Source organism: Paramicrobacterium chengjingii (genome assembly GCF_011751765.2).
Classification (GTDB): Bacteria; Actinomycetota; Actinomycetes; order Actinomycetales; family Microbacteriaceae; genus Paramicrobacterium; species Paramicrobacterium chengjingii.
Genome location: NZ_CP061169.1, coordinates 3219919 through 3246032 on the forward strand (window position 1 = coordinate 3219919; position 26114 = coordinate 3246032).

At 61.2% G+C, this 26114-nt stretch carries 26 protein-coding genes; 10 read left to right on the forward strand and 16 right to left on the reverse strand.

Annotation, left to right across the window (positions count from 1 at the left end):
- Positions 1 to 153 precede the first annotated feature (153 nt).
- Genes HCR76_RS15550 through HCR76_RS15570 form a run of 5 tightly spaced genes read left to right on the forward strand, consistent with a single transcriptional unit; the run spans position 154 to position 3330 of the window.
- Positions 154 to 609 (forward strand): PTS sugar transporter subunit IIA, encoded by a 456-nt coding sequence (locus HCR76_RS15550; protein WP_166987229.1) that lies wholly within the window; start codon positions 154 to 156, stop codon positions 607 to 609.
- Positions 596 to 1330, forward strand: a complete 735-nt coding sequence (locus tag HCR76_RS15555; protein WP_166987226.1) for a sugar isomerase domain-containing protein — start codon at positions 596 to 598, stop codon at positions 1328 to 1330. Before HCR76_RS15550 ends, HCR76_RS15555 begins: the two co-directional genes overlap by 14 nt.
- Before the next feature lie 23 nt (positions 1331 to 1353).
- Positions 1354 to 1632, forward strand: a complete 279-nt coding sequence (locus HCR76_RS15560) for a PTS sugar transporter subunit IIB (RefSeq protein ID WP_166987223.1) — start codon at positions 1354 to 1356, stop codon at positions 1630 to 1632.
- 41 nt (positions 1633 to 1673) lie between these two features.
- The gene (ulaA, locus tag HCR76_RS15565) at positions 1674 to 3059 is read left to right on the forward strand and encodes a PTS ascorbate transporter subunit IIC (RefSeq protein WP_166987220.1); all 1386 of its coding nucleotides are present in this window, start codon (positions 1674 to 1676) and stop codon (positions 3057 to 3059) included.
- A gap of 10 nt (positions 3060 to 3069) precedes the next feature.
- Entirely contained in the window at positions 3070 to 3330 is a 261-nt protein-coding gene (locus tag HCR76_RS15570) for an HPr family phosphocarrier protein (RefSeq protein WP_166987217.1), read from the forward strand.
- Between the two features lie 156 nt (positions 3331 to 3486).
- On the opposite strand, the gene HCR76_RS15575 is transcribed toward HCR76_RS15570, so the two are convergent.
- From HCR76_RS15575 to HCR76_RS15615, 9 genes are all read right to left on the reverse strand, one after another.
- The gene (locus tag HCR76_RS15575; RefSeq protein ID WP_235934497.1) at positions 3487 to 4248 is read right to left on the reverse strand and encodes a GntR family transcriptional regulator; all 762 of its coding nucleotides are present in this window, start codon (positions 4246 to 4248) and stop codon (positions 3487 to 3489) included.
- Between the two features lie 79 nt (positions 4249 to 4327).
- Positions 4328 to 5038 carry a deoxyribose-phosphate aldolase gene (gene deoC / locus HCR76_RS15580; RefSeq protein WP_166987214.1) on the reverse strand — a complete coding sequence of 237 codons (711 nt, stop codon included), beginning with the start codon at positions 5036 to 5038 and terminating at the stop codon, positions 4328 to 4330.
- A 26-nt stretch (positions 5039 to 5064) separates the two neighbouring features.
- The gene (gene rbsD / locus HCR76_RS15585; RefSeq protein ID WP_166987211.1) at positions 5065 to 5520 is read right to left on the reverse strand and encodes a D-ribose pyranase; all 456 of its coding nucleotides are present in this window, start codon (positions 5518 to 5520) and stop codon (positions 5065 to 5067) included.
- Positions 5517 to 7052 (reverse strand): sugar ABC transporter ATP-binding protein, encoded by a 1536-nt coding sequence (locus HCR76_RS15590; protein ID WP_166987208.1) that lies wholly within the window; start codon positions 7050 to 7052, stop codon positions 5517 to 5519. Before HCR76_RS15590 ends, rbsD begins: the two co-directional genes overlap by 4 nt.
- Positions 7052 to 8077: a sugar ABC transporter substrate-binding protein gene (locus HCR76_RS15595; protein ID WP_166987205.1), complete on the reverse strand. Its 1026-nt coding sequence runs from the start codon at positions 8075 to 8077 to the stop codon at positions 7052 to 7054. The genes HCR76_RS15590 and HCR76_RS15595 overlap by 1 nt, the downstream gene beginning before the upstream one ends.
- Positions 8078 to 8150: 73 nt before the next feature.
- Positions 8151 to 9161 carry an ABC transporter permease gene (locus HCR76_RS15600; RefSeq protein ID WP_166987202.1) on the reverse strand — a complete coding sequence of 337 codons (1011 nt, stop codon included), beginning with the start codon at positions 9159 to 9161 and terminating at the stop codon, positions 8151 to 8153.
- Positions 9158 to 10075 (reverse strand): ribokinase, encoded by a 918-nt coding sequence (locus HCR76_RS15605; RefSeq protein ID WP_166987198.1) that lies wholly within the window; start codon positions 10073 to 10075, stop codon positions 9158 to 9160. Before HCR76_RS15605 ends, HCR76_RS15600 begins: the two co-directional genes overlap by 4 nt.
- A 211-nt stretch (positions 10076 to 10286) precedes the next feature.
- Complete coding sequence (locus tag HCR76_RS15610) at positions 10287 to 11504, reverse strand: hypothetical protein (protein ID WP_166987195.1); 1218 nt, start codon at positions 11502 to 11504, stop codon at positions 10287 to 10289.
- A gap of 89 nt (positions 11505 to 11593) precedes the next feature.
- On the reverse strand, positions 11594 to 12901 hold the full coding sequence (locus HCR76_RS15615) for an MFS transporter (protein ID WP_166987192.1): 1308 nt from the start codon (positions 12899 to 12901) through the stop codon (positions 11594 to 11596).
- 101 nt (positions 12902 to 13002) lie between these two features.
- On the opposite strand from HCR76_RS15615, the gene HCR76_RS15620 reads away from it, so the two are divergent.
- The 3 genes from HCR76_RS15620 (at position 13003) to HCR76_RS15630 (ending at position 15425) form a co-directional block, all read left to right on the forward strand.
- On the forward strand, positions 13003 to 13962 hold the full coding sequence (locus HCR76_RS15620) for a DUF6772 family protein (protein WP_166987189.1): 960 nt from the start codon (positions 13003 to 13005) through the stop codon (positions 13960 to 13962).
- Between the two features lie 5 nt (positions 13963 to 13967).
- Positions 13968 to 14291: a hypothetical protein gene (locus HCR76_RS15625; RefSeq protein ID WP_166987186.1), complete on the forward strand. Its 324-nt coding sequence runs from the start codon at positions 13968 to 13970 to the stop codon at positions 14289 to 14291.
- Between the two features lie 102 nt (positions 14292 to 14393).
- Positions 14394 to 15425 (forward strand): LacI family DNA-binding transcriptional regulator, encoded by a 1032-nt coding sequence (locus HCR76_RS15630; RefSeq protein ID WP_166987183.1) that lies wholly within the window; start codon positions 14394 to 14396, stop codon positions 15423 to 15425.
- 48 nt (positions 15426 to 15473) lie between these two features.
- Here HCR76_RS15630 and HCR76_RS15635 read toward each other — a convergent pair whose 3' ends face one another.
- The 6 genes from HCR76_RS15635 to HCR76_RS15660 form a co-directional block, all read right to left on the reverse strand.
- A complete protein-coding gene (locus tag HCR76_RS15635; RefSeq protein ID WP_166987180.1) occupies positions 15474 to 16400 on the reverse strand; it encodes a carbohydrate kinase family protein in 927 nt (308 codons plus the stop codon).
- Entirely contained in the window at positions 16397 to 17884 is a 1488-nt protein-coding gene (locus tag HCR76_RS15640; protein ID WP_166987177.1) for a mannitol dehydrogenase family protein, read from the reverse strand. Before HCR76_RS15640 ends, HCR76_RS15635 begins: the two co-directional genes overlap by 4 nt.
- Positions 17885 to 17968: 84 nt before the next feature.
- On the reverse strand, positions 17969 to 19660 hold the full coding sequence (locus tag HCR76_RS15645) for an ABC transporter permease (protein ID WP_166987174.1): 1692 nt from the start codon (positions 19658 to 19660) through the stop codon (positions 17969 to 17971).
- Entirely contained in the window at positions 19660 to 20766 is a 1107-nt protein-coding gene (locus HCR76_RS15650; protein WP_166987171.1) for an ABC transporter ATP-binding protein, read from the reverse strand. Before HCR76_RS15650 ends, HCR76_RS15645 begins: the two co-directional genes overlap by 1 nt.
- A 52-nt stretch (positions 20767 to 20818) precedes the next feature.
- Positions 20819 to 21802, reverse strand: coding sequence for an extracellular solute-binding protein (locus tag HCR76_RS15655; protein WP_166987168.1), 984 nt, complete (start codon positions 21800 to 21802; stop codon positions 20819 to 20821).
- 40 nt (positions 21803 to 21842) lie between these two features.
- Positions 21843 to 22610 (reverse strand): tyrosine-protein phosphatase, encoded by a 768-nt coding sequence (locus tag HCR76_RS15660; RefSeq protein ID WP_166987165.1) that lies wholly within the window; start codon positions 22608 to 22610, stop codon positions 21843 to 21845.
- A 142-nt stretch (positions 22611 to 22752) separates the two neighbouring features.
- On the opposite strand from HCR76_RS15660, the gene HCR76_RS15665 reads away from it, so the two are divergent.
- A complete protein-coding gene (locus HCR76_RS15665; protein WP_166987163.1) occupies positions 22753 to 23709 on the forward strand; it encodes a sugar-binding transcriptional regulator in 957 nt (318 codons plus the stop codon).
- A gap of 85 nt (positions 23710 to 23794) precedes the next feature.
- On the opposite strand, the gene HCR76_RS15670 is transcribed toward HCR76_RS15665, so the two are convergent.
- On the reverse strand, positions 23795 to 25114 hold the full coding sequence (locus HCR76_RS15670) for a glycerophosphodiester phosphodiesterase family protein (protein ID WP_166987160.1): 1320 nt from the start codon (positions 25112 to 25114) through the stop codon (positions 23795 to 23797).
- Between the two features lie 333 nt (positions 25115 to 25447).
- Between HCR76_RS15670 and HCR76_RS15675 the strand changes: the two genes are divergently transcribed.
- On the forward strand, positions 25448 to 26113 hold the full coding sequence (locus tag HCR76_RS15675) for a tripartite tricarboxylate transporter TctB family protein (RefSeq protein ID WP_166987157.1): 666 nt from the start codon (positions 25448 to 25450) through the stop codon (positions 26111 to 26113).
- Position 26114: the final 1 nt, after the last annotated feature.

Genomic DNA, 26114 nt, shown 5'->3' on the forward strand with positions numbered 1-26114 from the left:
CGGCCAGCCAGCCTCTCCCAGGAGACCGCTTCCTTCAACCCGGAAGTCGACATATTGGCTCCCTCTCCCCACACCCACAATGCTGGATTCTGATCGAGGCAATCTCGGCCACCACGAACACCAGACGACATCGATGTCAGGGGGACCACGACGATGATCACAGAATTGCTGACCCGCGAGACGTTGCTCGCCGACGTCACGTGCGACAGCTGGGAGGAACTCGTCGACATAGCCGGTGCGCCGCTCGTCAGTCGCGGAGCAGTAACTCCTGAGTTTCTCGATTCGATCAAGGAAACAGTCACCCGGTACGGCTCGTACATGGTCGTTGTCGACGACATCGCCCTCTTTCACGGGCGGCCCGAGGCAGGTGTGCAGCGCATCGCCCTCAGCCTCGCTCTCCTCAAGCATCCGGTGTATCTGAATGAGGCGCGAATCACTGCGGCGTTCGTGCTCGCCGCGACCGACAACGACAGCCATATCGATCTCATGCGCGAACTCGCCACAGGCCTCGGCGACGACAAACTCCTGCAGCTTCTTCGTACTACCGGGTCGCCCGACGACATCCTGAACACCCTCAAACGATTGGAGCACCGCGATGAAAAGCCATGAGTACTACGACGTCGTATCCCAGCAGCTACGGAAACAGTTCGACGACGAGGCCGACTCAATTCAGCAGTCGGCACAGCACTGCGCTCAGTCTGTTCTCGATGACCGCGTCATCCATGTTTTCGGATGCGGTCACTCGCAGATTTTCGCTATGGAGGTGTTCTACCGCGCGGGCGGACTCGTGCCGGTGAATGCGCTTCTCACCCCGCACCTCGCGCTGTTCCCCAAGGCGAAGCTCAGCACATACCAGGAGCGTCTCGAGGGATTCTCGCAGGAGTACCTGGCACTCGAAGACACGGACCCCAGAGACACCATGATCATCGTCTCGATTTCCGGCCGCAACCCGGCAGGAGTCGACATGGCACTTGCCGCTCAAGAGATCGGCATGAAAGTTGTGGCTCTGGTATCTGAGGAGTTCGCCAGCTCAACAACATCCCGTCATTCAAGCGGAAAGAACCTCAAGGATGTTGCGGATGTCGTCGTCGACATCAAATGCGTGAGCGGCGACGCCGTTCTCTCGGCGGATGGCCTTGAAGGTCGATTCTGCGGAACATCAACCGTGCTCGGCGTCACCGTCATCGAGTCGATCATCGCGCAGACCGTGCAGAACTGCGTCGACGCCGGAACGATTCCGCCGATTTACGTCAGCGCAAACCTCGACAAGGGCGATGCCATCAACGCGGCGCACATCGCGAAATACTCACACATGATCTCGGGCCTTTGAGCCCGAAGAAACGGAGCACAACTATGAAAATCGTGTGCGTCTGCGGTCTAGGAATGGGATCGAGCCTGATCCTCAAGATGACCGTAGAGAAAGCCATGCAGGCACTCGGCATCTCCAGCGAGGTCGAGCACCAGGCCGCCGGAACAATGAGCGGAGGAGACAGCGATCTGATCATCGCCTCCCCTGATTTCGCTGACGAACTCTCTGAATACGACAACGTGGTCTTCATTCGAAACATCGTGAGCGTCGACGAGGCGAAGGACGCCGTGAAGGCGTTCCTCGACCAACGCGACGCGAGCTGATCCAGTGAATCCAACGTGTCATAGGACATAAGGAACCCACCATGGAATTACTCAATTTTCTCGTAGAAGTCGTCAAAACACCGGCACTGATTCTCGGTTTCGTTGCACTCATCGGTCTCGCCTTGCAGCGCAAGAATGGGGCGCAGATCTTCGCGGGCACCGTCAAGACTGCGCTCGGCATGATTGTGCTCACCGCGGGAGCGGGGCTCATCGTCGCGGCGATCTCCCCGTTTGTCACTCTCTTCCAAGAAGTGACGGGGCTCGCCGGCTTCGCGACCGGCAGTGAGCTCATCTCGGCGGCGATGCAAAAGAGCATCCCAGTCATCGCCAGTACGTCTGCGGTAATTCTCGCCGCCGGCTTCGTCGTCAACGCAATCCTGGCGCGATTCACCCCGCTGAAGTACATCTTCCTCACCGGGCACATGATGTGGATCGCCTCGGTCATGATCGCGTATAGTCTCTACTCCGCCGGGCTGAACGAGATGTGGACGATGATCCTCGGGTCCGTGATCCAGGGTGGTCTGCTCACGCTGCTTCCCGCAATCGCCCAACCAATCATGCGAAAGGTGATCGGGAGTGATGACTTCGCTCTCGGCCACCTGACAACACTCGGCACCGTACCTTCCGCGTACATCGGCGGCCTTGTCGGTAACAAGTCGAAGAGCACCGAAGATATCAAGGTCCCCAAGGGCCTTGCCTTCTTCAAAGACACGGCGGTATCGATCTCCGTAGTCATGCTCGTCTTCTACCTGGCCATCGTCATCGCAGCGGGACCGGAAAGGACCGGAGAGCTGTCCGGAGGAACCAACTACATCCTCTTCGGGCTGCTTCAGGCTCTCGGATTCGCGGCCGGCATGCTCGTTCTCCTTCAGGGCGTCCGCATGTTCCTCGGCGAGCTGGTACCTGCGTTCAAAGGCATCTCAGACAAGCTTGTGCCCAACGCGAAGCCGGCGCTCGACGTTCCCGCGATCTTCATGTTCGCCCCGAACGCCCTGATGATCGGCTTCGTCACCGCCGTCGCCGGGATGCTCGTTGGCATGGTCGCCTCCTCGCTGGCATTCGGAGTGGTTCCACTCGTCTCGATCATCGGTGCCTTCTTCACCGGAGGTGTCTCAGGGATCATGGGCAATGCGACCGGCGGGCGCCGCGGTGCAGTCGTCTCGGGATTCGTGTACGGGTTTATTCTGATCTTCCTGTCTGGCCTCACCTACATGCTCTTCGACCACTTCTCGGCGGTCGGCGCAGAGGGAACCGGACACGACACGATCGATTCGATGCTGACGATGCTGGCGTTCCAGACCCCATGGGTGGGGATGGTGATCCTCGTCGCCGCGTTCGTGCTCATGTCGCTGCTTGAGGTGCGCCGCACGCGCAGGCTGAAAAAGGCCGCCGAAGCTGACGTCGCAACAAGCGAATCACGCAACTAGGAGAACAATCTTGCCAACACGAGAAGTCGTCATCGGTTCCTCTGTGGGACTGCACGCGCGCCCCGCATCTGATCTTGCGAGGAACGCGAAAGAGAGCGGACACACGGTGAAGATCGGACGCCCTGGGCAGAACGCGGTCGATGCCCGCAGCATCCTCGCTATCATTTCGCTCGGGGTGAAACAGGGGGAAAGCATCTATCTTGACGTGGAGGGCGATCGCTCGGAGGACGTGCTCGACACTCTTTCGGAGATGCTCGCACACACCGAGTAGTCCATCCAGTTAGCACGCTGAAGGCCCGCGCCAGATCCTGTGCGCGGGCCTTCAGCTGTCTCAACTACCAAGGATTCTAGGGAGATCCGCGAGCAGGGTGCGACCGTTCACGTCAACGAGAAGCTTGGCTGGGTTGCGAACAACGATTGGGCGCTATCAGCGGCGGGAGAGGAGCGATGTTACACGCAGGCGGCCCGAGTGAATCCAGACATCCGAGTACTCGATCGGGCGGTCGTCCGAGAGATACGTCACCTGCTCGAGGTACTGCACCGGTGAACCCGTCGGCAGCTCGAGATACTCGGCGACACGTCCCTCGGCAGCTCGCGCACTGAACGTACGGCGCGCAGACGAGATCTTGAGTCCGAACTGCCCCTCAAGGGTGCCGAACAGGCTGGCCTTCGTGAAATCCACATCCACAATTCCCGGCGCGAGATCCGCACGAACGTAGTTGTACAGCAACGCCACCGGGCCCTCAACAGTGCTGCGGCGGCGCACAAGCCTCAGCACTGAGCCCCCACGCCCGACGTCGAGCAGCGCGGCAATAGGGCGCGGCGGGTCAATCAGCGTCGCCTCGATCACCTCGGTCGTCGTCTCGATCCCCTGGTGCGCGAAGTCCTCGGTCAGAGTGCTGAGCTTCTGCGCAATCGCCGGTTCGATCGTCGTCGACGTCACGAATGTGCCCCGCCCGCGCACCTGCTTCAGCAGCCCTTCTTCGATGAGCGTGGTCATCGCGCGACGAAGCGTCCCCCTGCTCACGCCGAGTCCGCGAGCAAGCTCCGGCTCGCTCTTCAGTCGGTAGTTCGCCGGCCACTCCCCCGACGCGATCCGCGACCGAAACCGATCAGAGATCTGGGCGTGAATCGCCACCGGCAGCTCGCGTTGGATTCCTGACCCGCTTGCGGCGGCGTGTTCCCCCACTGTCACTCCTCACTCTTCGGCTACTAACAAGTATCACCGCCTGCCCGGCAGAGTCGAGGCAGGCGGTGATACCCAGACGTCAGTAGCTCGTCGTGTTTTCGTCCCCGGTGTCGCTGATGATCGACATGCCGGCGCTCGTGCCGAGAAGAACGGCCCCGGCGTCGATGAGGCTCAGGGCCTGACGATACGACTTGATCGAGCCCGACGCCTTAACCTTCACGCCGTCACGCGCACGCTCGACAAGGTACCGGATGCTGTCAGGGTTCGCCGTCTCGATCTGACCGCTCGACGCATTCTTCAAGAATGCAGCGCCGGCCTCCATCGCGAGCTCTACCGCGGTCTCTTTCTCGGAGTCCGTGAGCAGCGGAAGCTCAAGCATCACCTTCACGGGGATGCCGCTCGCCTTCACAACACCGGCAATGTCGTCACGGAACGCATCGTACATTCCGCTCTTGAGCCACCCGACCTGCACGCCGATGTCGAGCTGCGTTGCCCCCTGCTTGGCGATCGCCTCGGCCTCCGCCGCCTTTCCGGCACTGGTCATCACGCCAACCGTCGGAAAGTCGAGTGCCGTGGCAAGCTCTACGCCGGTTCCGGCAAGCTCGGCTGCAACCTCTCGCACCCACGACGCGGGAACCATTGCCGCATTGAAGCCGTGTTCGATCGCTTCACGCGTGTGCGCGATCATCTGGTCACGGGTGATGCCCGTCTCAATCTTCGTGTGCTGAATGTAGGGCGCCAGCTCTGCCGGCGAGAGAGTTGACGTGCCGGTCGCGGTGGTGTCAGTCATATTTATCTTCCTATGTGTTCGAGGTCTTAGAGTTTTGACGCGTAGTAGTCGGGTGCGACGATGCCGTCGCCGTGGAACCAGCGAGGCACGTCGACTCCGCAGTAGAGCCCGATGTTGCCCCAGGGCTCGAAGGCACCAGTGCGCACAATCACTTTGGCCTGCTGTGCAAGCTCGCCGAGCATGTCGGCGTGCGTGCGGGTCGTAAATTCCGCGTCGGTGAAGCGGCCTTGAATCCACTCGTCGAGACGCGGGTTGTTCGTGGTGACGTCTTCTGCACGCACAACTCCCTCGACGACGAGTTCGTCCGAGAGAAGGCCGAGCACTGTGCGCAGGTCGGGCAGGTTCTCGGCGATGGCCAGGTCGACACGGTGGGCGTCGCGCGGAATCGGGAAGCCCGCGTCGACCACCATGATCAGGTCTGTGTGGCCGAGGGTGGCCAGCGCGCCGCTCAGTTCTGCGTTGAGTATGCCGTTGCGTTTCATAACGTTCCCTTCGTGGAGTTCAGCTCGCCCGCCGACGCGTTGGTGGCGAGCGCCATGATCGATTCTTCTGTTGCGTCGCGTGATTCCAGCACGCCCGCAACGCGGCCCTCACGCATCACGAGGATGCGGTCAGTCGCCGTGAGCAGTTCGGGCAGGTCTGACGATGAGCACACGATCGCGACGCCACGGTCGGCAAGCCCGAAGAGCTGCTCGTAGATCTCCACCTTCGCTCCCACGTCGACGCCGCGCGTCGGCTCATCGAGCATCAGCACCTTGGGGTCGATGGACATCCAGCGGGCGAGGAGTGCCTTCTGCTGGTTTCCGCCCGAGAGGCTCGTGATCGGTGTATCGAGGCTCGCCGTCTTCACCCGCATCCGCTCGGCTAATGCCTGCGCCGATCGGGCGATCGTGCCCTTCTTCAGCATTCCGAGCGTCGAATTCGCCCGAGTGCCGAGCACCCCGATGTTCTCGCCGACGGTCATCGTCGTCAAAAGCCCCTGCGCGCGACGCTCGCCCGGTAGAAAGCCAAGCTTGTGCCCGACACTCGCGATCGGTGACCGTGTGTCATAGGGCTTTCCGTTGAGGCGGACGCTTCCGGAGCGCGATCGCCCGGCTCCGAAAATGTTGGCAAGCAGTTCGACACGGCCGGAGTCCGGCAGCCCGGCAACGCCGAGAATTTCTCCGGGACGCACCTCGAATGAGACGTCGTCGTGTCGTTTTCCGCTGAGGTCCGTCACCGCGAGGGCTGGCGAATCGCCGCTCGTCGACGGTCGCTCGGTTCGTCCATCGAACTTACCGAGCTCACGACCGACCATGGCTGCAACGACGTCGTCCGGAGTCACCTCGTCGCGCCGCCACGACGCCACGTGCTTGCCGTCGCGCAGTACTTCGAGCCGGTCGCAGAGGTCGAAGATCTCTGGCATGCGGTGCGAAACGTAGACCATGGTGGTTCCGTTTGCCTTGAGCTTCTCCATGAGGGCGAAGAGCCTGCGGGCCTCCGCCGGAGTGAGCATTGCGGTCGGCTCGTCAAGGATGAGCACCGTGCAGCCGCGCGCAATGGAGCGCGCGACGACAACGAGCTGCTGAATCGCGAGGTCGAGCTGGCGAACGCTCGCGCCGGGGTCGATGTCGAGGTCGAGCTCGGCCAAGAGTGCGCGCGCTCGAGCATCCATCTGTCGCTTGGATGGGAAGAGCCGCGACCCGGGTTCGATGCCGGCGAGGATGTTCTCGGCGACGGTGCGGTCTTGCAGCAGCGAGAGCTCCTGCGGCACGATCGCGATCGAGTGCTTCGTGAGCACGGTATTCGGATCGAAGCTCTGTATTTTCTGTCCGTCGACGATCACTTCACCGGAGCTCGGCGGCTGAAGGCCGGCAAGAATCTTCAGCAGGGTCGACTTGCCCGCGCCGTTCTCTCCGACCAGGCCCGTCACCTCACCGTCGACGATGTCGAAGCTCACCGTGTCGAGCGCCTTGACCGGGCCGAAACTGCGCGAGAGCTCTCTGATCTCAACGAGCGGAGTGTGGGACGCCATTAGTCCTCCACCGTGGCATCGCCGAGGTTCTCTTTAGTGATGATCTGCGCCCCGGTGTCCACGCTTTCAATCGGCGTGCCGTCTTGCAGGAAGTCCGCGAGCACCTTCACCGCCTGGTACCCCTGTTCCGCCGGGTTCTGGCTGATCGTGAATGTGACAACATCCTTCTCGATGTAGTCGGCAGTGGTCGACAGCAGGTCGAAGCCGACCATGGCGATCTCGCCCGCGTTGCCTGACTGAGAGATCCACTTGGCTGCGGCCGTCGTCGAGCAGCAGTCGAGACCGGCGATGGCGACAACATCCTTTTGCCCTGACATCGTCGATTCGACCGTGTTGTACGCCTCACTCGGCTCGTTGCCCACGTTGACGGGGCCGACGACATCGAGGTCGGTGTCTTTGAGAGCATCCTCGAACCCGCCAAAGCGGTCGTGCGACCACCCTGCACCGGTGTCGAGCGAGAAGACGACGACTTTGCCCGAGGGGTTGTCGCCGAGGGATTTCAGCAGCTCCTGCGCCTCGGATTCTCCCGATGCCGTGAGGTCTTGGCCGACAAAACCGATCTGGTCGGAGCCCGGGTTGTCTGTGTTGAACGAGATAACAGGGATGCCGGCGTCATACGCCTGCGAAATCACGGGCTTGAGCGCGTCACTGGATGCTGATGACACGGCGAGCCCGTCGACGGCCTGCTGCTGAATGAGCGTCTGAAGCTCGGACACCTGCTTGGCAGCGTCGCCGCCCGTCGGGCCGATGAGCTTCACGTCAACGCCGAGCTCGTCGCCCGCCTTCTGCATGCCCGCCTTGATCGGGGTGGCGAATGCGAGGGAGGGGTCGTGGTAGCTGAGTTTGATGCGCAGCGGCTCACCGTCGTCGATGCGCTGCTGAATGTAATCGGCGAGCTCGAACTTGGCGTCGTCTGCACCGGAGTTTGCCGGGGTGATCGCGCCGCAGCCGGCCAGCACCATGGCGCTGACAGCGGCGACGGCACCGGTCGCCAGCAGTCGGCGGGCTTTACTCTTCAAAGACATCGGTCCTCCTTTGGTCCGAACTCACGAGGGTCGTGATATGAACTGATTCGAATGGCGAACGGCGCGGCATGATTCACGCCTTGGTCTTTCGTCTGCGCTGCCAGGTGTCTGTGGCGACGGCCGCCACGATCACGAGGCCCGTGACGACGGTCTGCCAGAACGACGAGATTCCGTTGATGTTGAGAATGTTCTGCAGCAGACCGATGAACGCGACACCGATGATGGTTCCCCACATCGTTCCCGATCCTCCGAAGAGCGCAGCGCCACCAATGATGACGGCGGAGATGACGGTCAGTTCGAGGCCGGTGCCGGTGACGCCCTGCACGTAAGAGAGGAACGAGAGCCCGAGAACTCCAGCAGCAGCGGCGGTGAGGCCCGCGATGATGAAGGCAGTGAGCTTGACGCCTTTCACTTCGATTCCGACGAGTCGCGCCGCCTCGGGGTTGCCGCCGACGGCGTAGGTGTTGAAGCCAAGGCGCGAGCGAGAGAGCAGAATGACGCCGATCGCGGCGATGACGGCGAACACGATGAGCTGCATCGGGATCACGCCGAACAGGTACCCCTGACCGATCAGGTTGAATTCGTCGACGCCTGCCTGGCTCGAGCTGAGCGAGATGGGCGCACCGTCGGAGATGAGGAGGGCGACCCCGCGAAAGACGCTGAGGGTTCCCAGCGTGACGATGAAGCTCGGCACTCCGAGGAAGACAACGGCGAGTCCGTTGAGCAGCCCGGCGATAGCGCCGACGGCGAGGCCGATGATCGTCGCGATCGGCCACGATGTGCCGCTCTCGATTGCGAGACCGGTCGAGATGGCAGACAACGCGTAGACCGAACCGACGGAGAGATCGATCTCACCGTTGACGATCACGAATGTCGCGCCGATTGCCATGATGCCGATCTGCGAGATCTGCTGACCGACAGAGAGCAGGTTGCCCGCCTGCATGAAGCTCGGCGACAGCACGGCGCCGAGAATGAAGAGAAGAACGAGGGCGGCGAACACGCCGGCTTCGCGAGCGTGGAGCAGCTTGCGCGGGTCGAACGATCCACGCCGTGGGGCAGTAGCGGTGGCTGTAGCTGAGGTCACTGAGACTCTCCGATCGTGGAACTCAAGTCGTGGTGGGTAGGGAGGGCCGGAACGACGCCGTTCGTGGCGACCGTGTGCGCACCACCCTGTGCGCCGTATGCGGCGGCGTCGCGAAGCGAGCTGCCGCCGGCGAGAGAGACCGCGAGTGCGGCATTGAACGAGTCGCCCGCTCCCGTCGTGTCGACGACCTGCGCTGCGCGAATGGGAGCGATGTGCAGGGCCTCACCGTTCTCGACGACGATCGCGCCGTCGGAGCCGCGCGTCAGAACGACGGCGCCATCGATGCGTTCGGCGATGAGCCGCGCCAGCGCCTCATCGCCACTCGGGGCATCGTCGAGATCGAGGATGATGCGCGCCTCGGTCTGGTTGGGCGTGATGATGTCGACGTTGCTGAGCACCTCGGCAGAGAGCGGACGTGCCGGCGCCGGGTTGAGCACCGTCCGAACGCCCTCTTCCCGGCCGATCCGCAAAGCGGCTGCGACGGCGGAGATCGGAATCTCCATCGAGACGAGCACGATGTCCGCTGCAGCGATCTCACTGCGGAACGCCTCGACGTGACTCTCGCTCAGAAAGTCAAGCGCGCCGGGTGCGATGGCGATGCGGTTTTCGCCCGAGGGCTCGACCATGATGAAGCCGGCCATGGTGGGAGCAGCGTCAGAGATCAGGATGCTGGAAGCATCCACTCCTTCGTCTCTCCACAGCGCGAGGGCGGAGCGGCCGAAGTCGTCGTCGCCGATCGCGGTCAGCAACGAGACGTCTGCGCCCAGTCGTGCAGCGCCGATGGCCTGGTTGGAACCCTTGCCTCCGGGCCCCGATTCGAACGCGTCGCCGGTCAACGTCTCACCGGCTTCTGGCGCTCGCGGCACCCTCATGGTGAGGCCTGCGCCGTAACTTCCGATCACTGCAATCTTCATCGATCCGAACCAATTTGTATGTGGACAACTATGTACATGCGAGTATGCAAGGACGGCAGGGAAAAGTCAATATGGGATGCTCATCGCCACCCGCGAGCATTCGTCAACGTGCAACGAGAACGCACAATGAGCACGCAGCCGGCAAGCATCCGCCACTCACCGAATCCGGTGAACACTGAAACGTCAGCGCACGTCTGCGAAGGCAGCGTCTCTACTGAATTCCTGCCCAGATCTTCAGCGCCTCCCACGCGGCGTTCCCGACAACACCGAGCCCGACACTGCCGCCCGCGCGCAGAACGGTGCGAGCTGCACCCTTGAGCACGCTGCCATCCGGCTCCGGCTGCGCAAGAGCGCGGCGGATCTCTGCCGCAGCATCCCGAATCAATTCCGCATCAGTCTCGTCGACCTGACGTGCAATTGTCTCGGACGAATCGGCCAAGGTTGTGAGGTTGTTGATGGTGAGCTCGTCGACAGTCACGCTCACGTTGACGTTGGCACTGCCGCTTCCCGTATTGATTGCCGAGCCGGGGCTGTTGTAGTTCATGTTGCCGTAATTGGTCACATTGCCCTCCTGCTTGGACTGTTCGGCCCCGGCGTAAATCTCAATTCCCAACGATCGTGCCTCCTGCGCCAACCAAATGCATCCGGCATTCGTCAGCGTCAGGTACTTCTCCGTGCGAGAGAACCCACCGCGTTCCTGAACCTCAATGAGGTTCAACCGCTCTCCGTCTGCCACCGCGCGCTCCGCACGCTGCTGCGACCAGCCGAGTGTGTGCGTGATCGCACCGGCCTTCGACGGCTCGCTCACGCTGTTGTCCCACACGCTCTCAACGAGAGTCAGCACATCGAGAGGCGGAGCATCCAGGTACTCGAGGGGCGCACTCCTCGGAATTCGCCACCGTCCGAAGTTGTCGTGGGGAAAGATAATTCTTGTCGTCGCGTTGAGAGCAAACGTGCGCCTCGTGCCGTCGGCGAGCGCAATCCACACGGGCTTCGCCTGAGCGCCGTGATGCCTAAACACCGCGATGACAACGCAGGCCATGTCGCTCGGAACGCCCTCACCCCGGCTGTTCTCTCGTCGATCGCTGCAATAGATTGCCCCCGGCGTGATCAGCGACGCGTCGAACTCTGGGTCCGCGACGAAGGTCGGTGTGCGCCACGCAGCCACGACGCCGAGAACTGCGAGCACGCCGATGACCGGCAGAAACCATGCGAACGACCACGCCTGAACGCACACGACAGCTGCCCCAATCAGCAGCGCGCCACCGATCCACATCATCGCGCTCAACCCGGTACTCCAGGTGACGCTGAATGCGACCCGTCCGCGATCGACAAGCCGCACTTTCCACGGGTCGTAGTCGCGCAGCCCGCGCCAGAATCCGCGCAGCGTGTCGCTCAGCGTGGCTCTACTGTCTGACGCTCTGGGCATGCGACGAGCCTACAGAAGTCTATAGTCACCGCGACGCAGGAATGCCCGTGCCGGGTCACGCGGCACGGGCATTCCGTTCTTTCCCCCAACTATCGGTGTTGCCGCACCGACTCCTCACTGTGCACTTCATCGTCGGCTTCCGTCGAGGGCAGGAAGTACGTGCCGACAGCACAGATGAGACACATTGCCGCACAGAAGACGCAGACGAGCCACGGCGATCCAGAGCCCACCGACGTCAGCCACGCGGCGACGAACGGAATGGTTCCGCCGACGAGTGCTCCCGTGATCTCGCGGCTGAACGTCACAGCCGTGTAGCGAACTCGCACGTGGAACAGCGTCGACATCATCGACGCCTGCGACGCGAGCGTGAGGTCGCAGCAGAGTGTGAATATCATCACGAGCGCTGCCCACACGACAAGCGGCGTTCCCGTGTCGAGCATGAAGAAGAACGGGAAGAACAGGATTGCACCAGCGACCGAACCGATCATCATGATGCGGCGAGCGCCGAACTTGTCAGAGAGCCACCCAGCAGTCGGCACCGTCACGAGCTTCAGAAGGTTCGCAATGATGATGCCGACGAGTCCGATCCACGCCGGAGCCCCCACCGTCGACGCCAGGTATGTCAGCGCGTAGACCGACGGCAGGTAGCTCAGAATGTTCGGCGCGATGCTCATGAGCATCGCCAATGGCACGCGACGTCCGCTGAGCTTGAACATCGTGCGGAACGGCATCCGCACCACCCCACGCAGGTTCATCTCCCGCGTGAACTCGGGGCTGTCTTCCACCTTGAGTCGAATGATGAACGCGGCGATCGAGAGCACAATGCTCAGCAGGAACGGCACACGCCATCCCCACGCCAGAAATGCCTCGTCCGATAAGACTGCCTCGAAGAGGAAGAAGATTCCCGTCGCTACGAGTGAGCCCATTGCGTTGCCAACGCTCGGAATCGACGCGTTAAGACCTCGAGTGGTCTTGCCAGAATGCTCAGCCGACAGCAACATCGCTCCCGCGTACTCGCCGCCCGCGCCCAGCCCCTGCAGAATGCGAAGAAACACGAGGAGCGCCGGCGCGAGAACGCCGACCTGCGCATACGTCGGCAGAACACCGATGAGAACTGAGGATGCCGCCATCAGCAGTAGCGTCACGAAGAGCATCTGCCGTCTGCCGAAGCGGTCTCCGAGCACACCGATCAGAACACCGCCCACGGGCCGAGCAAAGAACCCGATTGCGAACGTGGCGAGTGAGGAGAGCGTCGCCACGACGGGATCTGCAGTGGGGAAGAACACTGCGGGAAGCACGAGGGCTGCCGCAGTTCCGTACAGAGAAAAGTCGTACCACTCCAAGGCCGTGCCGACGGTCGACGCAATCGTCGCCCGTTTGATCCGTGCTCGCGTCATCGCAGAACCCTTTCATTCGTGAACAAGACATCACACTAGAAGCAACACAACGTTAAACGCAACCTTTTGTACTTTTCTAACGTGATTGCTAACGTTAACGCATGACTGACACATCGACCACCGCGTCAGAGCTGCGAACAGCTCTCTTGCGATCGGATCCCAATCTCTCGAAGTTCAATCCGCTCTCGCGCATTCTCGCGCACGACGACTTCAACACCGGCCTGCACGGCTGGGTCGAGCTCGGCGGCAATTACGACGGGCAGGGCAATCTTGAGTCGCTCGACCGTCATTTCCGCGACTTCCGCTCGCCACAGCTCTCCACCTGCGACTTCTTCGACGTCGGAACGCACGGCGCCATGTCGGGCACCTACGCGCTTAAACTCGCGACGCGCCCTTACCCCGGCCACACGGCCACGGCCATCCGGCGTCTCACCATGAGCGGCCGCGGCCTGCTGCAGATCGAGGCGTACATCGCGTACAAGGCGGAGGCGACACTCGACGAAGACGACGCCGACAACGCGTTCGGCGACATGGAGTGGGACGGCAACAAGCATCCCTCCGAGGCTCAGTTCGGCGCGTTCACCGTCGCAACCGACCTGTGCGGCGATGGTGGTCTGCGCTACCACACGGTGGCGCGCTACCAGAATGCCGACGAAGAGGGCAACATGCTCCGCCAGTGGAAGTACCCGGTCGTGCCCGAGCCGACGCCGCGCGAGCACTTCGAGGGCAAGGTCGACTACCCCTACGCCACCGATTTCACGGCACCGAACCCTGAAGACTGGCGCGTGTATGGCGAGCCGCAGGAACTCTGCATGAACGAGGTGCCGACCAAGGTCAACTGGCACTACCTGCGCTGGGTCATCGACACCGATAAGCGAAAAAACGTCGAGCTGCAGCTCAACGACCGAGTCATGGACTGGAGCCACGTTCCCGTTCCACCGTACGAGGAGCGCTACGGCTCACTCGAGAACCTGCTCAACTTCTACTTCTCGGTGCGCACCCTCTCGGGAAAGCGCAACTTCCTCTACCTCGATTCAGTCGTCATCTCAGCGGATTGGTGATCACCATGCGACAGTCACAGACAGCGGTCCTCGAGCGCGGCATCACACTCGACGACGTCATTCACACCGAACCGTTCGAAACGGCATGGGCAAGTGAAGCGCGATGGTTCGTGCACTTCCTCGACCCCGAGGCCGCCGGCACCGTGGCCGTGCAAGCGCAGGTCTCACCCAACGGCATCCAATGGGTGGATCATGAATCGGATGCCGTCACGATCGACGCTCCGCACCTTGGCACCGGCACGATCCGCGACTTTGGCGGCTGGCTGCGGTTCACGATCACCGGCGACACGTCGCCCCTGATCAAGGTCGTGCTCGCCCTCAAAGAATAGGAACGCCGATGTGGGCATGGTCGGGTCAATCGGATGCGGTCATGCCCACGTCGCATCGATACAGTACTAAGTAGCTCGCGCACGAACCGAAGGGGAGATCGCATGGTGAAGCGCCGCCCGACACTCGCGGAACTTGCCGACAACCTCGGCATCTCCGCCAACACGGCGTCGCGCGCACTGACTGGTCGCGACGGCGTGAGTCAGCGCACTCGCGAGCTCGTGCGAACCGAGGCCAAGCGCATTGGGTATCTCTCGCGCCGAATCGACGACGACCCGAACGACCGCTCCAAGAGCATCGCCCTCACAATCCCCTCCCCCATGCACGCGTTCAGCGCCGAGCTGTTCGCCGCGATTGAAGCTGGCGCCCGCGCCGCCGACCGCTCGCTCGACGTGTACGTGACCGAAGAGAACAGCGCCCGCGAACGCGACATCGTCGACCACATCATGCGCTCCGACGTCGCCGGTGTCATCGCGATCCCCGTGCAGCACGACGACAACCCGTGGCCGACACTGGTCGACGCCGACGTGCCGGTCGTGATGGTGAGCCGCGAGGTCGATGCCCTCGACTGCGACTTCGTGGGAGTCGACAGCGAAGCTGGTCAATACGCAGCAACGCGACACCTCATCAGCCAGGGCTGCCGGTCACTGGTAATTCTCGACGAAGACCTCGAGATCAGCACAGTCGAACAACGCCGCCACGGCTTCGACCGAGCACTTTCAGAAACACCGGATGCTGTCGCGCATGCCGTCTCTGTCCCATCACGCCGCTTCGAAGCCGGCCGCGGATCCTGGCGCGCCGAAGAGGCATACCGCGCCTGCGTCGAACTCATCGCCTCGGGCCATTCCTTCGACGCGATCGCACTCGGTGACGACGACTTCGCGCTCGGCGCCCTGCGCGCCCTCGACGAAGCCGGCATCCGCACACCGGAAGACGTGTGCGTCACCGGCTACGGCGACCACCCCTACGCCGCCTGGGCCTCCCCGGCCCTCACCTCGGTGAAGCTCCCCTCGCGCATCATCGGCGAACTCGCCGTCTCCCGCCTCCTGCAACGCCTCGCCGGCGACACCGGACCCACGATGCGCCGCCAAATCGCCCCAGAACTCGTCACCCGAGCCTCAAGCATCCGCCTCTAACACCGAGCACGACACATGCCGGTGAGTTGAACCTCGCACATTTGCCGATCAGTCGAGCTGGAGCCCAAGCTCCGCTGCTGTCGGAGGGTTCGCCCCCGCACGCGAACACGTGATTGCCGCGGCGAGCGCCGCCTCGTCGAGCATCCTCCTGAGGTCATCGGCGGTCAGCGAGCTGAGCACCATGCGCGCTCGTTCTCCAACTGCACCGTGTTGAATTGCCCCGACGATCAGCGCGGCCATCGCGGAATCGCCCGCTCCGATCGTGTCGACAAGCTGGGTTGACGAAGCCGAAACAGCTACCTCAACACCGCCCGAAGTGATACCCCAAAGGCCGTCTGCGCCACGCGTGACGACAACGAGGTTCGCTCCAAGCATCAGCCAGCGTCTAGCGACCTCAGCGATCGGCACACCGGGATACAGCCACTCCATGTCTTCGTCACTTGCCTTGACCATGTCGCTCGCGGCGACAAACGACTCCGCCTGACGGCACGCAATCTGCGCATCTGGAGTAATCGACGGCCGGCAGTTGGGATCATACGTCGCGAGGGATTTTCCCCGCCGCGTCGTGAACGCCTCAAGCACTGTGGCCGCTCCGGCTCCGTAGTGCGCCGCGATAGAGCCCGTGTGTACAGCATCCGCGGAATCGAGTGCTCTCTGCATCTCTGGAGTGAGCTCGAAGGAGCCGTCAATATCGAATTCGTACGATGCGATTCCGTTCGAATCGACCTGTGCACGGGCAACACTTGTTTCAGGCACACCATGAAGAATGCCATTCACACCGTCGCCCCGGAGGCGTTCCACGAGCATGTGGCCTCGAGCGTCGGTGCCTATCGAGGTCAGCAAAGACGTGCTCACAGCAAGCCGAGACACCCCCACAGCAATATTGAACGGGCCACCGCCTGGCGTCTCGCTGACGGTTCCGTCTGCACGACAGGTTACGTCGACCAGCGACTCGCCGATGATGACCGCGCTCATCGGACGGACACCGGCCCGAGCACGACGCGGACGGCGTTGGTGACCGTGTTGCTCTCGAGAACAGTTCGGCATTGCTCGTACTGCGCAACAAATGTGGCGTCATTGCCGAGGTCGCCAAAGACGGCCGGATCCCCCAGAAAACCATGAACCCCAGTGGATCCTGCCACGGCACGCTTCCGCAGAGCATCCGCCCGGTTGTCGTGCTGAATGAGCTCGTCACCGTTGTCGTCAATTCCGCGCACGTATTTTTCCCACGTCGCGACCGTCAGCGCACCCACGGTCGGCGGAAGTCCACCGGTAAGGCAATCGGCGACGATCGGGAGCACGAACACCGGAATACGGTTTGAGGCATCGGTCGCAAGTCGCTCGAGAGTGTCTCTGACGTGAGGGTTGGCGTAACGCGACAGCAGCGACTCCGCATAGTCGACGAAGTTGACACCGGGAATCGGCGTCAAAGTGGGGATCGCCTCGTTCAGCCAGAAGTGGCGGAGCACGTGACGAAGTGCCTCATCGGCGGCCGCCTCGTGCACGAGCCGATAGCCCGCGACGGAGCCAAGATAGGCGAGTATCTGGTGGCTCGCGTTGAGCATGCGCAGCTTCATGAGCTCAAACGGCACGACATCACGCACGACCTCAACCCTGGCATCTTCGTATGGCGGGCGGGCGTTGCAAAAATCATCTTCCAGCACCCACTGAAAGTAGTCTTCGCTGGCAACGGGCCAGGCATCGTCAAGCCCGTACTCACTCCGCAAAACCTCGTGAACCTCGGTTGACGTGGCGGGAGTGATGCGGTCGACCATCGAGTTGGGAAAGCTGACGTTGTCGGCTATCCACTCAGCGAGATCTGGAGACCTCAGCGACGCATACCCAAGAGCTGCGCTGCGAGCGACATCCCCGTTTGCTCGAATGTTGTCGCACGACATCACAGTGAAGGGCCGGATGCCGCGGTCGCGACGAAGCCTGAGCGCCTCAACGATATAGCCGAACGCCCCGCTGGGTACCTCGGGAGATGCGAGATCTGCGACGACTGCCGCTGCTTCCGGGTCGAACCTTCCCGTCGCGTGGCTCTGCAGATAGCCGCCCTCGGTGACCGTCAGGGAGACGACTCGTGTCGCGGGATCTGTAAGTCGCCGAAGCACCAGTTCCCTCTCCTCGGGGGCGAAGAGGTACTCCACGATCGAGCCGATCACTCGCACGTCGGTGCGACCGTCTGCAGCTCGAGTCACGTGGGTGTACAACGTGTCTTGGGTGCGAAGGGCATCGCGCATGCGAACATCTCCGTCGAGCAATCCGACACCGCAGATTCCCCATTCGCTCTGGCCGGATGCCAGAAGATCATCCATAACGACGGCCTGGTGCGCCCGGTGGAATCCGCCGACGCCGAGATGGACGACGCCTACCGAAACCGTCGCGCGATCGTACTGTGGAACGGCGATCCGCGGGTCAAGCGCGTCGAGGGTAGCTGAACTGAGCGTGGTGGTCACCGATCGTCCTTCCGGCTGTCGAATGCGTCCGATTACGCCGGCTCAGAAGTGGTGACGCGGGCCGGCGGTTTGCTTTCGCGGCGCTCAAATCAAGATCTCCTCGTTCTTTCCGAATGCCGTCATGAGAATGATCACGGGAATGAGGCTCACGATGATGAGGATCGTTCCCATCGCTGACGCGTTTTCGAAGTGCCCGTATGAGACATTGCTGAAGACCTGAACCGTCATTGTCGCAGTCTGGCTGCCATACAAAATGGCGGTTGCGTTGAACTCTCGAATCACCGTCGCCCACGTGAGAAGCGCACCCGATGCAACAGCGGGCATGATCATGGGAATAGTCACGCGCCAGAACGTCTTCGCGGGAGCAACCCCCAGGTTGACGGATGCTTCCTCCGCCGATGTCCCGAGCTGCGAAAGCAGCGACGACACGGCACGGATCGAATACGGAAGACGGCGCATGAAGTAGGCCAGAACGAGGATCGTTCCGGTGCCGGCAAGGAAGAACGGCGCACTGCCGAAGCCCATACTGAAGGCGATTCCGAAGACAACGCCGGCAACGGCATAGGGCACCATCGACAGCAGGTCAATCGCCGCACCGAAGCGCGTGCGACGGCGAGCGATCACGTAGCCGACCAGGCAGCCCGCGACCGTGCACATCACTGTGGCAATCGTGGTGAACATCAGAGTGTTCCCGAGCGACGACAGCAATGCCGGGTCTGTTGTGTACCCGTCAAACGTGAATTCCGTGGTGAATCGCTGAAACTCAGTTTTGAGAAACGAGGTGACGATCACAGTCAGAAGCGGAAGAATCGCGATGAGGATGACCGCATAAACGACGGCCGTTGCCAGGGCTCGCTTACCTCCGGTGAGGCGAATCGGGGCCAGCGGGGTCACAGCAGCAACGCCATAACTGTGCCGCTTGCCGTATGAGCGCTGAATGAGAAGCGCACCGATGCAGACGACGAGCAGAACGACGGAGAGCGAGGCCGCCTGCGAGAAGTTCGCGCCCTGCGCCTCATTGATGTATGAGTTGTACACGAGCGTCGGAAAGACGCGAACGTTCTTGCCGATGATGGCAGGGGTGCCGAAGTCGGCGAATGCCGTCACGAACACCAGCAGCATGCCCGTTGAGATTCCAGAGCGCAGCAGCGGGAGGATTGCTCGAAAGAAGGTGCTCGTGCGGGTGCGACCGAGGTTGATCGAGCCGTCTTCGACGCTCTGATCGACGTTCGATAGCGCGGAGCTTGTCATCAGAAAGACAAACGGCAGTCCCTGAAGAGTCAAGACGACGATCAGCCCCGGGATGCCCACAATAGACGGAAGATCGATGCCGACGCCTTCCAACCCCTTGCGTAGCAGCCCGTTGGCGCCAAAGAGCAGAATCCACGAATAGGCGCCGATAAACGGCGGCGAAACGAGCGTCAGAACGACGGATGCGCGAACGAAGAGCTTGCCCGGCACGTTGAAACGTGAGACGAGGTAGGCGACGGTGACGCCGACAACGCCGGCCAGAATCGTGACAACGACACCGATGAATAGGCTGTTGATCAGTGACTCGTAGTAGTACGCCTTACTGAACAGCTCTGCGTACACGCCAAGGACATCGGCGTCTGTACCTGTCAAACTCTCGACAAACATCCGCACGAGCGGATAGATGAGAAGAATCAGAAACAACGCAATGGCAAGCAGCGGCATAAGCGTCCAGAAGTTGAACCCCTGGCGATACTTGGCGAATGCGCTGGTGCGCACCGGCCCCGCGATCATCACCTCGGTCATCAGGCAAGCACCTCATCCGCGTCCGTTGCCGTCGATTCGCCGTCATGAAAGACGGCAGCATCGGCTGCGAGTGCAACTCTGACCGACGACCCCACCACAACGGAACGGGGGCAGAACGCTGCGGGAACCCGAAGCAGAAGAGATTGTTCGAGGCCGATGTCGACGCGCAGCTGAACGTGAGGCCCAAGGTACGAACGTGAGACGATCGTGCCGTCAAAATCTGCGCGCTCATCATCCCGCGCGAGGTTCAGCTCCTCGGGCCGCAGGCCGACGTTGCAGGCACCGGATGCTGCGTCAGCGGCACGAACCGGAATGACTGTGCCGTTCGAGAGAACCGCCGTCCGCCCATCGTCTCGAAGCTGAGCGGGAAGGAAGGTGCCTTCCCCGACGAACTGCGCGACGAAGAGGTGCTGCGGCGTCGCGTAGATCTCTTCGGGCGCGCCCACCTGCAGCACCTCCCCCTTACTCATTACGGCGATGCGATCAGAGATGTCCAGCGCCTCTTCCTGATCGTGAGTCACATAGATTGTGGTGATTCCGAGCTCTTGCTGCAGAGCTCGCACGTCGTTGCGAAGGCGCACACGCAGCTTCGCGTCGAGGTTTGCGAGCGGCTCGTCCATCAAGAGCACACGTGGCCGAACGACGATCGCGCGGGCGATCACGACGCGCTGCTGCTGTCCGCCGGATAGATTCTGAGGCTTCCGGTCCGCGTAGCGCGTGAGATCGACCATCTCGAGTGCTTCCTTCACCCGAGAGTCAATCTCTGTCTTGCTGAGCTTTCGAGCGCGCAATCCGTAGGCGATGTTCTCCCGCACGTTGAGGTGCGGAAAGATCGCGTAGTTCTGAAACACCATTCCCGTGTCACGACGGTGAGCCGGAAGGTCGTCGATCGTTGTCGAGCCGATCCGAATGGTGCCGGACGTTTGGCGGTTGAACCCGGCGATCGTCCGCAGCAGAGTGGTCTTGCCGCATCCGCTCGGACCGAGAAGTGTGAAGAACTCACCTGACGCGATCGTAAAGCTCGCGTTCTTCACGGCAGCATTGCCGCCGTATTCGATGCGAACGTTGTCAAGAGAGACCGAGGAGTCTTGGACTGTTCTCTGCATTAAAGAGCACTTTCAGATCGGGTGCGAAGGACGAAGGGCGCGGGGGACTACCTCAGTTGACGGACGTCAGAATGCTCGTCCACTCGTCGAGGAACGACGACTTGTCGTCAGTGACGTCGTCGGGAACGTCGATGATATTCATTGATGACACACCGGGAACGCCTTCGGGGTCCGTCGAGTCAGTGGTCGACGAGCGCATGCCTTTGTGCTCGGACTGCATCCAGGTCTGCGTGTCGCTCGAGAGCATCCAATTCATGAATGTGTCGGCGGCTTCTTGGTTTGAGCTGTCGGCAATGAGATAGAACATGCCGACGTTCACAATGATGCCGTCTTCGGGGTACGCAGCCACGATGTCGGTACCGTCTGCGACTTGATACACGGAGTTCTCCGCACCGATGCCGATGGCCGCTTCGCCGTTGGACAGCGCCTGTATCGGTCCGAGCGAGCTCTGGGCGATAACAACATTCGCGGCGAATTTCTTCACCAGATCCCAGCCTCCAGAGGCGTAAACGGCCGCGAGTGCGTTGAACGCACTGCCGGATTGCGTTGGGTCGGCGATGGAGATCTCGCCCTTCCACTTCGGGTCGCCAAGGTCTTCCCACGACGTCGGTGCGGCACGTCCGTCGAGCACGTCGTTGTTGTATGCGAACACCACCGGGTTCACGATGGTGGGGATGCCGTAGTCGTCGTGCAGATACCGTTCGTCGACATTGGAGACGTCGACTGCTCCTTCGAATGCGCGATACAACTCAGGGTGATCATCCGACGGGTACGAGCCCGAAATTGCTACATCGGCCTGAGGGTTGTCTTTCTCCGCGCTGACGCGGGCATCCGACTGCCCGGAGCTGACTTCGACGACTTCGACGGAGATGCCCTTCTCTTGTTCGAAGCGCTTTGCAAACTCAGGCATTGTCGACTCACTCGAATACAGCACAAGTTTTTGGCCGCTGTCGTTCGACTCTGAGGGGGCGCTGCATCCGCTGAGGATGACAGCTCCCGCCGCGATGGCGACGAGTCCTATCCGCTTAAGCTTCATGATGAATTCTCCTTTGAACTGGTGTTTCGGTGTTAAGTGGTCAATGCTCCAGCAAACCAGCGCGAAGAGCCGTGATTTGGGCTTCACTCAAACCCTGGTCGATGAGGAAAGCTTCAGCTGACCCGTGCCGCCTGTTGATCTCGGCAAGCGTCTCCTTGAGATACATCGGCGGTGCCTTGTGCGGCTCTGTACCCAGAATTGCACCGGGAAGCCCTGCTCGGTTGTAGAGATCGCGAACTGCTCCGTCGAAGTCAATGCCGAGAATGATCTGACTCGCACCATAGTCCGTCAGCACAAACTGCTCGTCAACGCCGAGTACCAGGTGCACCAGGGCCGTGACAAGCCCAGTTCGATCCTTTCCGGCCGTGCAGTGCACCACAACGGGAGTCTGTGCCGCACAAGCGTCTGAGATCACCGCAATGACTTCTGCGAGCTTTGGAGAGTGATGGTCGAGCACGAGTTGATATTGACCGAGCAGCGTGGGAAACGCGTCGAAGTCATTTTGAAAGAGGGTCTCTTCGAAAATCGGAATGCGTTGGTACTCGACGCCTTCGGGCAGCAGGTCGGGCGCGGCATCGGACTCGATCTTCTCGCGCAGATCGATCACGAGCCCAATCTCACGACGCTTCATTTCTTCAAGATCGTCAGCGGTAAGTGCAGAGAGCGCGTCCGACCGAAACAACATTCCTTCGCGCACCTGTGCGCCATTTTCGGCCGGATAACGGCCAGCATCGCGCGCCTGAAATGTGCCCTGAGTCAAGATCCGCCGCTCGGAGGCCGTTGCGGGAAGGACTGTCGCGTTTGTCATCGAAGAGTGAGGGCCTTTCGTCAAAGAGTCTGTCAGCGTTCGTACCGCATGATTTACAATATGCAATACCTATTGCATATTGCAACCCCGGGTAGAATCTGCACAGGGCTCAATGCCCGTCGGCTGAAATTGAGGAGACCACATGAGCGCACCGGAACGCCGCGGGAAGACATCGCTTGGCCGGGCTGATGCCGTGCTTTACGCGGCACGTCGGTTCTACATCGACGGAATTGCGCGGGCCGTCATCAGCGAAGAGCTCGGAATCAGCAGGTTCCGTGTCGGAGGGCTTCTCAGCGAGGCACGCGACGGTGGATATGTCTCGATTTCGCTGATGCGGCCCGACGGGTTGGATGCTGACCGCTCTCGAGCCTTGGTAGAGCGCACCTCGGTCGAGCGAGCCATCGTCTGCCCCCCTCTTGTCGAGGGCGACCTCTCGACCGTTCTTGCGGGTGCTGCTGGAGGCTACCTCACCGAGAACCTCGGGCCCGCCGACATTCTGGGACTCTCCTCGGGGCGCACCACGCATATGATCGGCCGCTCCACCCAGAGGCTGGCGTGCACGGCGATCGTCCAGACTACGGGCGTTGTCCGCGTCGACACGTTGACGGAGAGTCCCGTGGAGACGATCCGCCGGCTCGCACAGCTTTCCGGCGCCACGAGCTATCCGATGTATGCTCCGGGCCTTCTCCCCACGGCCGAGCTCACGCAGCAGATCAACGACGAGCCCGGCATCGCGCGAACTGTGGCGATGTTCCCTAGCATCACGACGCTGGTCGCATCGATTGCGACATGGGGCGAGAAGACATCAGCGTTCTACGATGCCTGCAACAAGGCCACGCTCGCTGAGCTCCGTGAGGCGAACCCGTCAGCGGAACTCATCGGAACTCTCCTCACCGCGGACGGAGAGGTAGTTGGGCAGGAGTTCACCCGGCGCTGCGTCGCCATGCAGACAGATCTCCTCCGCGCAGTCCCCGATGTTGTCGGCATCGGCGGGGGCGAGCATCAGCACGCTGCCGTGCTCGCAGCCGTCCGAAGCGGCATCGTGAATACACTCGTGACGGATGCCGCGACAGCAGACTTCGTTCTCGCAAACGTCTGAACTGCGACTCGGTCGACGTAAAAGGGCCGATACACAGTGCTGCTGGCCGAGTGTCCCCGACCAGCAGCACAGCACCCGCTTCGCGCTATGCGACGAAATATGCGTAGATATCCTCCACGACCTTCTTCGGGTTATACAAATAGACGTGATCCGTCAGCGTGTCGCTGAAAATCTGTTTGGTGAATCCGTTGAAATGAGCGGTCTCGGTATCAGTGCCGGGACCCACGTACACCGTGTAGAAGCTGCCGGCCTCAATGACCGCATCCTCTCCCACCTGCAAGACGTTGTAGCTGTAGTCCCGCAACGTGTACCCGCTAATGTCAATTGCCTTTTTCGTTGTGTTTCGAAGCAAGACGTACTCGCCGCCATTCTCTGCAATGTCGTCACCCTCCGGGTTATAGACGACGCTATCGACGATGACACCGTTGCGGTTCGGCAGTGGGTTCTTGCCCTTGATGACCGCCTTGGCTACATCGGGAGCATCCGTGAGCACCACGTCATAGCCCTGGTTCACCGCCATGCCGATGAGTTCTGGGCTGTCCGAGACCTCGCTCACGCATTTGACGCCGAAGTCGTGCATCCGCTCAATCTGCGGTGCCGTGGAAAGCCCAGGGTGGCACAGAGTGCCGGTTCCCCAGCTGGCAAACTCTTCAAGTTCCTCATCACTCGCTGTCACGTACGAGTACACCTCGCCGTCGATACCAAACGGATTGACCGGAATATCAGGCAGCAGCTCGTGGAACTGCTTGAGCGGCTCGGGATTGCGAGACTGAATCCAGATCTGCGGCGCACCATTCTTCGCTTTACCCTCACTGGTATACCCGAGGTCCTTCAACTCGTTCGCGACGTTCTCGACGATACCCGGGTAGAGTTCGGGATTCTTGATCTCAGGGTAGAGGCCCACGCGGCGGTCGGTGAACTCGACCCATTCCTGCAGGGTGATCATTTCCTCACCGGCGTATGCCGGGTCAAACCATGAACCCGCGTCAAGCTGCTTGATCTCGTCCAGGGTGAAGTCGCGCACATTCCACGGGGCCCGGTCGGGGAAGAGTTCTTCGACATTTGTTGTGCGGCTCAGCGTGTCGTCGTGAATGATGACAAGCTCGCCGTCTTTGGTCTGAGCGATATCTCCCTCAAGCGTGTCGGCTCCGTCTTTGATGGCCCGTTTGAAGGACGCGAGTGTTTCTTCCGGCGCGTATTTCGACGACCCCCGGTGCGCGAACACGAGTGGCTTCTTTCCTTTGTGGTGCCCGGCGGTGACCGAGCTGGCGGTCTCCCCACCCGATGTGGCTTGTGCGCTCGGGATGGAGGTGTTGATGAATGCCGACCCGGCCAGGGCGAGCGCGCCCACAAGGGTCATCACCACACCCGATCGGATCGTGGAGCGGTTGAACGGTAAATGCACTAGTTGTCCTTTCACAATGAAGCACGGTCAGTTGACTCACATTCTGCAATACCCATTGCAAATTGTAAAGACTTTCGCAATTGTGTCTTCTTAAACACGCAAATGTCGCTATCTGTGTTCGTCGCACAGTTCTCGCGGTGAGCTGCACGAGGTGAAACTCGCATGATCCTGTTGACAAATGGATTGAGATGGAGTTCTATTCATTCACCACAGTGAAATAATGTTTCACACAATGAAACATTGAGCTTCCGCGATCCCCTCACCTTCTCTGATTCGCGGCACCGAAATGACCGTCTCCGCAACCTTCTTCAAAGGCGAAAGGTTCTGACACACGTGAACTCCCCGACCCCAGAGCGGCATGCGCACGATGCCGAGCCGTCGTCGGCCACGGCGACTGACTCCGAAGCACCGCACGGACTGATCATCGGCGCCCAAACCGTGCTTCTCCTCTTATCCGCCCTCATTGCATGGAACTCCCTCGATCTGGGGCTCTTCGTCACTCTCGGCCCTGGGGCGGGTTTCTTCCCGTTCTTCCTCAGCATCGGACTATTCCTCTTGGCGTTCGCGTGGTTCATTCAAACGCAGCGGTCATGGGCGAAAGAACGCCAGGAGCGCACCACACGATCTCTGCACACGGCCGCATTCGACATGGTCGAAGACACAAGTCGTTCGATCGCCGACCTGGCCCAGCAGTCAGATGCGGATGCACAGGAGACATCGAGAGAAGAACTCGAGGCGTCACGACTCGCCCGCAAACATGTCATCAACATCATCCTGAGTCTCATCGTCTTGGCAATCGTCATGGTTCCTCTCGGCTATCAGATTCCGATGTTCCTCTTCCTCGTCTATCACCTGGGGTTTCGCGCACGTCGCCGCTGGTACACGGTGCTCCTGATCGCTCTGGCCGGCAGCATCGGCGTCTTCCACATATTCAATGACTTGCTGTCGGTCGCGCTGCCCTATTCAAGCTTTGAATTCCTCAACCTGATCGGACTGTGAT